Raw genomic sequence first — 8255 nt, 5'->3', positions numbered from 1 at the left:
GCGGCGAGTGTGTGCAGCGGTGCGGCGTGGGTGCGGACGGCGTGGTCGAGCCGGGGCTGCCAGGCCGCGGCCTGGGCCGCCGCACGGGCGGCGAGTGTGTGCAGCGGTGCGGCGTGGGTACGGACGGCGTGGTCGAGCCGGGGCTGCCAGGCCGCGGCCTGGGCCGCCGCACGGGCGGCGAGCCGGCGCAGGGCCGGCGCCAAGGGCGGGACGTTGGACATCGCTTGCCGTACCTCACGGGTCGTACGAGGGCAGCACGAAGGGCCCGTTCGGGCGCGTGCTGAGCGGGGGACCACTCAGGTGTAACGGTCACCGAGCGGAGTCCCAAACGGGGTGACGTACTACGGCGTGTAGTCGGCGTGGCGCCGGAGATTCAAACCGATGGAGTACCGATCATGAGATCCGATCGTCCAGGCCCGTTCCGGCGCGCCCGCCGGTTCCCCCGGGCGCGCTACTACCGTCGGTCGTACCGGGCCGCGGGCCTGTGACCAGCGCCACGCGCGGCCCGGGTTTGGCGGGCTCGAACCGCTTTCGTGCGGACCGCTGACCGGTCCGGCCCGCTGCGGCACCATCGAGCCATGTATGGCAACAGGAGCGAAGACCCCGACGCCAGTGACCGCCCGAGCCTGCCGGACCGCCGCTTCGCCGCCCTGCGCGGCTGCGAGCGGCTGCTGTCCGGCGTCCGGCCGCAGAGCATCCGCGAACGCCTCGCCGACCTGGCCGGCCCGCTCCCGGAAGCCGGCCCCGGACCGGACACCGCTCCCGGACCGGACACCGCTCCCGGACCGGACACCGCTCCCGGGCCGGACACCGCTCCCGGGCCGGACACCGCCGCCGGGCCGGACGCCGTCCCCGACCTGGACGGCCGCCCGGACCAGTACGGCGACGGCGTGGTCCGCGCCCTGGAGCACCGGGTCGCCGGGCTGCTCGGCACCGAGGACGCGGCCTTCTTCCCGACCGGCACCATGGCCCAGCAGATCGCCCTGCGGATCCACGCCGAGGCGGCCGGCCCGCGCACCGTGGTCACCCACCCGCTGGCCCACACCGACCGGCACGAGCGGCACGCGCTCGGCGTCCTGTCCGGCCTGCGCAGCCTCTGGCCGACGACCGAGCCGCGCCAGCCCACCGCCGAGGAGCTGCGCGCCCTGGACGAGCCGTACGCCGCGCTCAGCCTGGAGCTGCCGCTGCGCGACGCCGGGTTCGTGCTGCCGGGCTGGGCGGAGCTGGTGGAGCTGGCCGCGGTGGTGCGGGAGGAGCACGGTGCGGCGCTGCACCTGGACGGCGCCCGGATCTGGGAGTCCGCGGTCGCCCTCGGCCGGCCGCTGCCGGAGGTCGCCGCCCTGGCCGACTCGGTCTACGTCTCCTTCTACAAGACGCTCGGCGGGATCAGCGGCGCCGCGCTGGCGGGTCCGGGCGGCTTCGTCCGCACCGCCCGGGCCTGGCGGCACCGCTACGGCGGGCAGCTCTACCAGCAGTGGCCGTTCGCGCTGGCCGCGCTGACCGGACTGGAGCGCGAACTGCCGCGGCTGCCCGGGTACGTGGCGCATGCCCGGACGGTCGCCGCGGCGCTGGCCCGGGCGTTCGCCGCCGTCCCCGGCGCCCGGGTGCACCCGGCCCCGCCGCACACCCACCAGTTCCAGCTCTGGCTGCCCCACCCGGTCGGCGAGTTGGAGGAGGCCGGACTGGGGCTGGCCGAGGACACCGGGATCGGGCTGTTCGGCGCCTGGCGCGCGGGCGGGCCGCCCGGGCTGTCGATGACCGAGGTCACGGTCGCGGCGCCCGCCCTCGACTGGACCGCCGCGGACGTCACGGTGGCGGCCGCCGCCTTCCTGGACCGGCTGGCGGCCGTCCGGGCCTGACAAAGCGTCCGGCCCGCCCCCGCGCGTTGCGGGGACGGGCCGGACGTGGAGTTGTCAGAGCTGCCTGGTCACAGGCCGATCGCTACCCGGGGGGTGACGATCAGTTGTCGACCGGGCGGACCCGGATCCAGGTCTCCAGGTAGTTCGAGGACTCGTTCTCGACCTCGATGCTGGTGCCCGTCTTCGGGACGTCGACACCGGCGTACTGGTTGTCCTTGCTCCACCACGACTTCAGGTCGTTGAACTCGTCGACGCCCTTGGCCTTCGGGATGACGGTCTCGACGCCGGCCTTGTGCAGGGTCAGCGGGGAGACGCGACGGGAACCGAAGGTGGAGTCGAAGCCCTGGACGCGCGGCTTCATCAGGGCGCCGTCGGACCACTTCAGCGGGGTCGGGTGCGAGTCGACCGGCAGGACCAGGCCGTGGCCCGGGTGGGCGCTGACGTTGTTGTCGGTCTGCGACTCGTCCCAGAACCAGATCAGCAGGCCGGGCTGGTACGAGTAGTGCTCGACCCAGCCCGGCTTGTCGGCGAAGCCGAAGTTGTACGGGCCGGTCTTCAGGGTCTGGTCGAAGGACACGTACTGCCGGTTCTCCGCGATGTAGTACTGCGCGTAGTCCTTGGTGTACGAGCCGCTGAAGCGGGAGAACCCGTCGGCCACCCAGCCGTTGTCACCGTTCTCGACGTCGTCGCTGAACACGGTGGCGCCGTCGGCGACGACCGCGACGTTGTCCAGGGTCAGGCCGCGGAAGTGCAGGCCGCCGTCGCTGGTGTGGCGGTAGCGGAACTTGATCTTCTGGCCCGCGAAGGCGTCCAGGTTGAACGACAGGTCGCCCCAGGCGGCCACCTGGCCGCTGAGGGCCGGACGGCCGTTCTCGCGCGGCAGGGCGGTGCCGTTCCAGGTGCCGTCCACGACGGTCCAGTTCTTGCCGCCGTCGGTGGAGACCTCGCCGAACGCGTAGTCGAAGTCCTGCTCCAGCTCGTACCAGGCCTTGGCGTTGATGCTGGCCTTGGCCTTGCCGGTCAGGTCGATGTCGCGGGTGAGCGTGACGTTCAGGTTGTCGGCGCTGCCGCTCCACCACTCACCGGTGCCGCCGAACGGCTTGTTGATGTCGGTGGTGATGCTCTTCTTCGGCAGGTCGACGATCAGACCCTGCGGCAGGTTGCTGTTGTACTCCGCCGGGCCGATGTGGTGGGTCGACTCGGTGCCGGCCTTGGCACGGTCCACCTTCAGCCAGCCGAGCTGGTACTTGCTCCAGCCGTCGAGGTCGTTCGGCATGTCGCCGATGCTGTTCTTGCCCTCGCCGAGCCAGGAACCGGAGGACATCAGCGACCAGAAGCCGACCGAGTTGTCGATGCCCTTGCCGGCGGTGTCGTAGAGGTCCGGCAGACCGAGGTCGTGGCCGTACTCGTGGGCGAAGACGCCGAGGCCGCCGTTCTCGGGCTGCATCGTGTAGTCGCCGATCCACAGGCCGCTGCTGCCGACCTGGACGCCGCCGAGCTTGTTGCCCTCGGGACCGGCCGAGCCCTGCAGGTTGCCGTAGACGTACGAGCGGTGCGCCCACAGGGCCTTGGTGCCCTGCTTGCCGCCACCGGCCGACTTGTCCTCGCCGGCGTGCACGATCTGGAAGTGGTCGATGTACCCGTCGGGCTGGTTGAAGTTCCCGTCGTGGTGCGAACCGTAGCGGTCCCACTGGTCGTACGAGGCCAGGGTCGCCTTGATCTGCGCCTCGGTCTGACCCTTGGCCTGCTGGTCCTTGTACCAGATGTCCACGGCGTCGCGGATCAGGTCCTGGGCGCTGGCGCAGACGTTGGAGCCGCAGTAGTCGGAGCCGTACCGGGCCTCGTTCCACGGGACGCGGACCCAGTCCTGGACCACGCCGTCGACCGAGTAGCGGCCCGAGGACTGCTTCTCGTAGTAGGTCTTCAGCGAGGGCTTGTCCTTGGCGAAGTACAGGTCCTGGTAGTGCTGCTGGTTGTAGTCGGCCTGCCACTGGGTCGAGTTGTTGGTGGCCGGGTCCGGCTTCTCGATCTCGTTGTGCTTGGGGCCGGCCTCGCCGCCGTACTTGACCTTGCCGTCCGGCGTCTTGGTGGTGTTGTCCACCTGGTCACCGAAGTCGACCAGGATGGTGAAGATCTTGTCCGTGCGCTCGCGGGCGAGCTCCACGTACTTGTCCTTGCCGAGCTTCACGCTGGTGCTGCCGTTGTGCTGCTCGACCTCGGCGGTGCCGTTGAGCAGCTTCTCGGTGGCGGCCTTCTGCTCCGCCTCCACCTTCGCCGTCAGCGGGCCCGGAAGGTTGTGCTCGGTGTTCTGGACGGCCTCGGCCGGGTCCCGCGGGACCGGGGCCGAGCCGGCGGCGACGGCGGTGCCCGGGAACAGGCCCGCGCCGAGCGTGACTATGACCGCTGCGGCCGTGGCAGCCGCAGCGGTTCTCCTGGTGCTCTTCAACGTTGTGACGTCCTCCCCGACCGGGGCCCAGCTCTTGGCCAAAGCCCGGCAAACCAAAATGAAAGACAGGTGGACGTCATTTGATACAAGCGTGCACAGAAAAGATAGACCTTGACCGTGACATGGTCACGGCGCTATGCTCCGCGACTCCCTATCACCTGACCGTCTGTCAACCGTATGTTGGTTAAAGCTCGCTGAGAAACCGAGCGCACCCGTACCAGCCCATGCGGAAGCCGCCGTCCCGGTCCGTACCGGTGCCGACCGCGGAGGGGCCGGAACGCACCGAGCCCCCGGCGCGAACGCCGGGGGCTCGGTGGCTGTGAAGTTGTCTGTTAAAAGTTGGGCTACTTCGTCAGGTCCGGACCGGACGAGGCGACCGCGGCCGGGGTGTCCGCGACGGCCGACTTCTCCTCGCCGCGGAAGGTGAACTTGGCCTCCTTGCCCTCACCGTCGACGTCGACGACGACGATGTGGCCGGCCCGCAGCTCACCGAAGAGGATCTTCTCGGAGAGGTGGTCCTCGATCTCGCGCTGGATGGTGCGGCGCAGCGGACGGGCACCCAGGATCGGGTCGTAGCCGCGCTTGGCCAGCAGCTTCTTGGCCTCGACGCTGAGCTCCAGGCCCATGTCCTTGTCCTTGAGCCGCTCGTCCACCTTGTCGATCATGAGGTCGACGATCTGGATGATGTCGTCCTCGGACAGCTGGTGGAACACCACGATGTCGTCGACGCGGTTCAGGAACTCGGGGCGGAAGTGCTGCTTGAGCTCCTCGCCGACCTTCGCCTTCATCCGCTCGTACCCGGTCTGGGTGTCACCCGTGGCCGCGAAGCCCAGGTTGAAGCCCTTGGAGATGTCCCGGGTGCCGAGGTTGGTCGTCATGATGATGACGGTGTTCTTGAAGTCGACCACGCGGCCCTGGGAGTCGGTCAGGCGACCGTCCTCCAGGATCTGCAGCAGCGAGTTGAAGATGTCCGGGTGGGCCTTCTCGACCTCGTCGAAGAGGACGACGGAGAACGGCTTGCGGCGGACCTTCTCGGTCAGCTGGCCGCCCTCCTCGTAGCCCACGTAGCCGGGCGGGGAGCCGAACAGCCGGGAGACGGTGTGCTTCTCGGAGAACTCGGACATGTCGAGCGCGATCAGCGCGTCCTCGTCGCCGAAGAGGAACTCCGCCAGCGTCTTGGACAGCTCGGTCTTACCGACGCCGGACGGGCCGGCGAAGATGAACGAACCGCCGGGGCGCTTCGGGTCCTTGAGGCCCGCACGGGTGCGCCGGATCGCCTGGGAGAGCGCCTTGATGGCGTCCTTCTGGCCGATGACGCGCTTGTGCAGCTCGTCCTCCATGCGCAGCAGGCGGGACGTCTCCTCCTCGGTCAGCTTGAAGACCGGGATGCCGGTGGCGGTGGCCAGGACCTCGGCGATGAGCTCCTCGTTGACCTCCGCGACGACGTCCATGTCGCCGGCCTTCCACTCCTTCTCGCGCTTGGCCTTGGCCTGCAGGAGCTGCTTCTCGTCGTCGCGCAGGGACGCGGCCTTCTCGAAGTCCTGCGCGTCGATCGCGCTCTCCTTCTCGCGGCGCACGTCGGCGATCTTCTCGTCGAACTCGCGCAGGTCCGGCGGCGCGGTCATCCGGCGGATGCGCATCCGGGAGCCGGCCTCGTCGATCAGGTCGATCGCCTTGTCCGGCAGGAAGCGGTCCGAGATGTACCGGTCGGCCAGGGTGGCGGCGGCGACCAGGGCGGCGTCCGTGATGGAGACCCGGTGGTGGGCCTCGTAGCGGTCGCGCAGACCCTTGAGGATCTCGATGGTGTGCGGCAGCGAGGGCTCGGCGACCTGGATCGGCTGGAAGCGGCGCTCCAGCGCGGCGTCCTTCTCCAGGTGCTTGCGGTACTCGTCCAGGGTGGTGGCACCGATGGTCTGCAGCTCGCCGCGGGCCAGCATCGGCTTGAGGATGCTGGCGGCGTCGATGGCGCCCTCGGCGGCGCCCGCGCCGACCAGGGTGTGCAGCTCGTCGATGAACAGGATGATGTCGCCGCGGGTGCGGATCTCCTTGAGCACCTTCTTCAGGCGCTCCTCGAAGTCACCGCGGTAGCGCGAGCCGGCCACCAGGGCGCCCAGGTCCAGCGTGTAGAGCTGCTTGTCCTTGAGCGTCTCCGGGACCTCGCCCTTGACGATCGCCTGGGCCAGGCCCTCGACCACGGCGGTCTTGCCGACGCCGGGCTCACCGATCAGCACCGGGTTGTTCTTGGTGCGGCGGGACAGCACCTGCATGACCCGCTCGATCTCCTTCTCGCGCCCGATGACCGGGTCGAGCTTGGCCTCGCGGGCGGCCTGGGTGAGGTTGCGGCCGAACTGGTCCAGGACCAGGGAGGTCGACGGGGTGCCCTCGGCGGGCCCGCCGGCCGTGGCCGACTCCTTGCCGCCGCCGGTCTGGTAGCCGGAGAGCAGCTGGATGACCTGCTGGCGCACCCGGTTGAGGTCGGCGCCCAGCTTCACCAGGACCTGGGCGGCGACGCCCTCGCCCTCGCGGATCAGGCCGAGCAGGATGTGCTCGGTGCCGATGTAGTTGTGGCCGAGCTGAAGGGCCTCGCGGAGCGACAGCTCCAGCACCTTCTTCGCCCGGGGGGTGAAGGGAATGTGACCGGACGGGGCCTGCTGGCCCTGGCCGATGATCTCCTCGACCTGCTGGCGAACGGCCTCAAGAGAAATCCCGAGGCTCTCCAGGGCCTTGGCGGCGACGCCCTCGCCCTCGTGGATCAGACCCAGGAGGATGTGCTCGGTGCCGATGTAGTTGTGGTTGAGCATCCGGGCTTCTTCCTGAGCCAGGACGACAACCCGCCGCGCGCGGTCGGTGAACCTCTCGAACATCGTTTATCGCTCCTCAGAGCGGTCGGGCAGTTCGGGGTCCGTCCCCGCCCTGTCCTTCCGCATGCTAGTCCCGCTCAGCGGCGCGGCCCACGGATTCACTCCCCGGTAGAGGAGCGAGATGCTGCGCGACCAGCCGACACCAATCCCAACCTGATGCTGGGAAACGGTGTTCCCGCAGGCGGGCCGGATGCACCGGATTCCGCTACGCCATCGGCGAACACGCGCCGCCGGGGCGCGGCCGGAACCGTCAGGCCGGTCGCACATACTGCCCCTGGACGGGCCGAAGAACCCGTCCACCTGCATTCATACCCGGTATCGGGGCGGTTCTCGCGCAGTTTCCGCGGTGGCGGTGTTCGCCTGGCGAGAAGTCGGGCCGTGGTGACGGCGGTTCAACGGCGGCCGGGGCCGGGTACGCCGTCCCGGGTGTCCTCGTTACCGCTTCGCCCTTACAGCGTTGCACAGCCCGTGATTGTTCCGCCGCCCGAGCCCGTGCCCGAGCCCGCGCCCCGCAGGCCCCCGGTACCGCGGCCCAGCGGGCACGCGCCGCGGGGCGCGGAGGAGACTCCTCCGCGCCCCGTGCGTGTGATGGCGGCGCCGCCTCCGGCCGCCGGGGCCCCGCACCCGCTCCGGCGGGCCTGCGGTGCCGGGATCAGGACGCGTTGGCCTTCTCGTAGGCCTCGCGGACGTTGCTCGGAACGCGGCCGCGGTCGTTGACCTCCAGGCCCTGCTCCTTGGCCCACGCGCGGATCTTGGCGGTGTCCGGGGCACCGCCGCCGGACGGCCGCGCCGCGGCGCTGCGGCCCGGACGACGGGCACCGGCGAGCCGGCCGCTCTGCTTGCGGCCCTTCTCCACGTACGGCGCCAGCAGACCGCGCAGCTTGTCCGCGTTGGCGCTCTTCAGGTCGATCTCGTAGGCAACGCCGTCGAGCGCGAACGTCACCGTCTCGTCCGCCGAACCGCCGTCGAGATCGTCTTCAAGAATGACCTGCACCCTCTGTGCCACGGGCTTCCCTTTCCGCTAAACGACCCATTGCCTAAGGAAAGGAAAGCGCCTTTCTCCGGAAAACACAAACCCTTGACCCGGGT

At 70.0% G+C, this 8255-nt stretch carries 5 protein-coding genes; 1 reads left to right on the top strand and 4 read right to left on the bottom strand.

Annotated elements, in window-relative coordinates:
- Positions 1-221 (bottom strand): hypothetical protein (locus ACZ6EM_RS19615; RefSeq protein ID WP_465772849.1); only part of this gene is annotated, 221 nt, incomplete at its 3' end.
- A gap of 357 nt (positions 222-578) precedes the next feature.
- On the opposite strand from ACZ6EM_RS19615, the gene ACZ6EM_RS19610 reads away from it, so the two are divergent.
- On the top strand, positions 579-1859 hold the full coding sequence (locus tag ACZ6EM_RS19610; protein WP_465772848.1) for a threonine aldolase family protein: 1281 nt from the start codon (positions 579-581) through the stop codon (positions 1857-1859).
- A gap of 100 nt (positions 1860-1959) precedes the next feature.
- On the opposite strand, the gene ACZ6EM_RS19605 is transcribed toward ACZ6EM_RS19610, so the two are convergent.
- The 3 genes from ACZ6EM_RS19605 to ACZ6EM_RS19595 form a co-directional block, all read right to left on the bottom strand.
- On the bottom strand, positions 1960-4305 hold the full coding sequence (locus tag ACZ6EM_RS19605) for an immune inhibitor A domain-containing protein (protein WP_452184134.1): 2346 nt from the start codon (positions 4303-4305) through the stop codon (positions 1960-1962).
- 344 nt (positions 4306-4649) lie between these two features.
- Positions 4650-7169 (bottom strand): ATP-dependent Clp protease ATP-binding subunit, encoded by a 2520-nt coding sequence (locus ACZ6EM_RS19600; protein ID WP_359910468.1) that lies wholly within the window; start codon positions 7167-7169, stop codon positions 4650-4652.
- Positions 7170-7818: 649 nt separating this feature from the next.
- Positions 7819-8172: a histone-like nucleoid-structuring protein Lsr2 gene (locus tag ACZ6EM_RS19595; RefSeq protein ID WP_359910471.1), complete on the bottom strand. Its 354-nt coding sequence runs from the start codon at positions 8170-8172 to the stop codon at positions 7819-7821.
- Positions 8173-8255 lie beyond the last annotated feature (83 nt).

The organism is Kitasatospora sp. NPDC041917, from assembly GCF_055589745.1.
This window is presented reverse-complemented; position numbering and strand designations above follow the sequence as displayed.

Excerpts from the sequence above, each read along its gene's own strand:
- ACZ6EM_RS19610 (WP_465772848.1), top strand. The coding sequence starts at position 579 with ATGTATGGCAACAGGAGCGAAGACCCCGACGCCAGTGACCGCCCGAGC.
- ACZ6EM_RS19600 (WP_359910468.1), bottom strand. The coding sequence starts at position 7,169 with ATGTTCGAGAGGTTCACCGACCGCGCGCGGCGGGTTGTCGTCCTGGCT.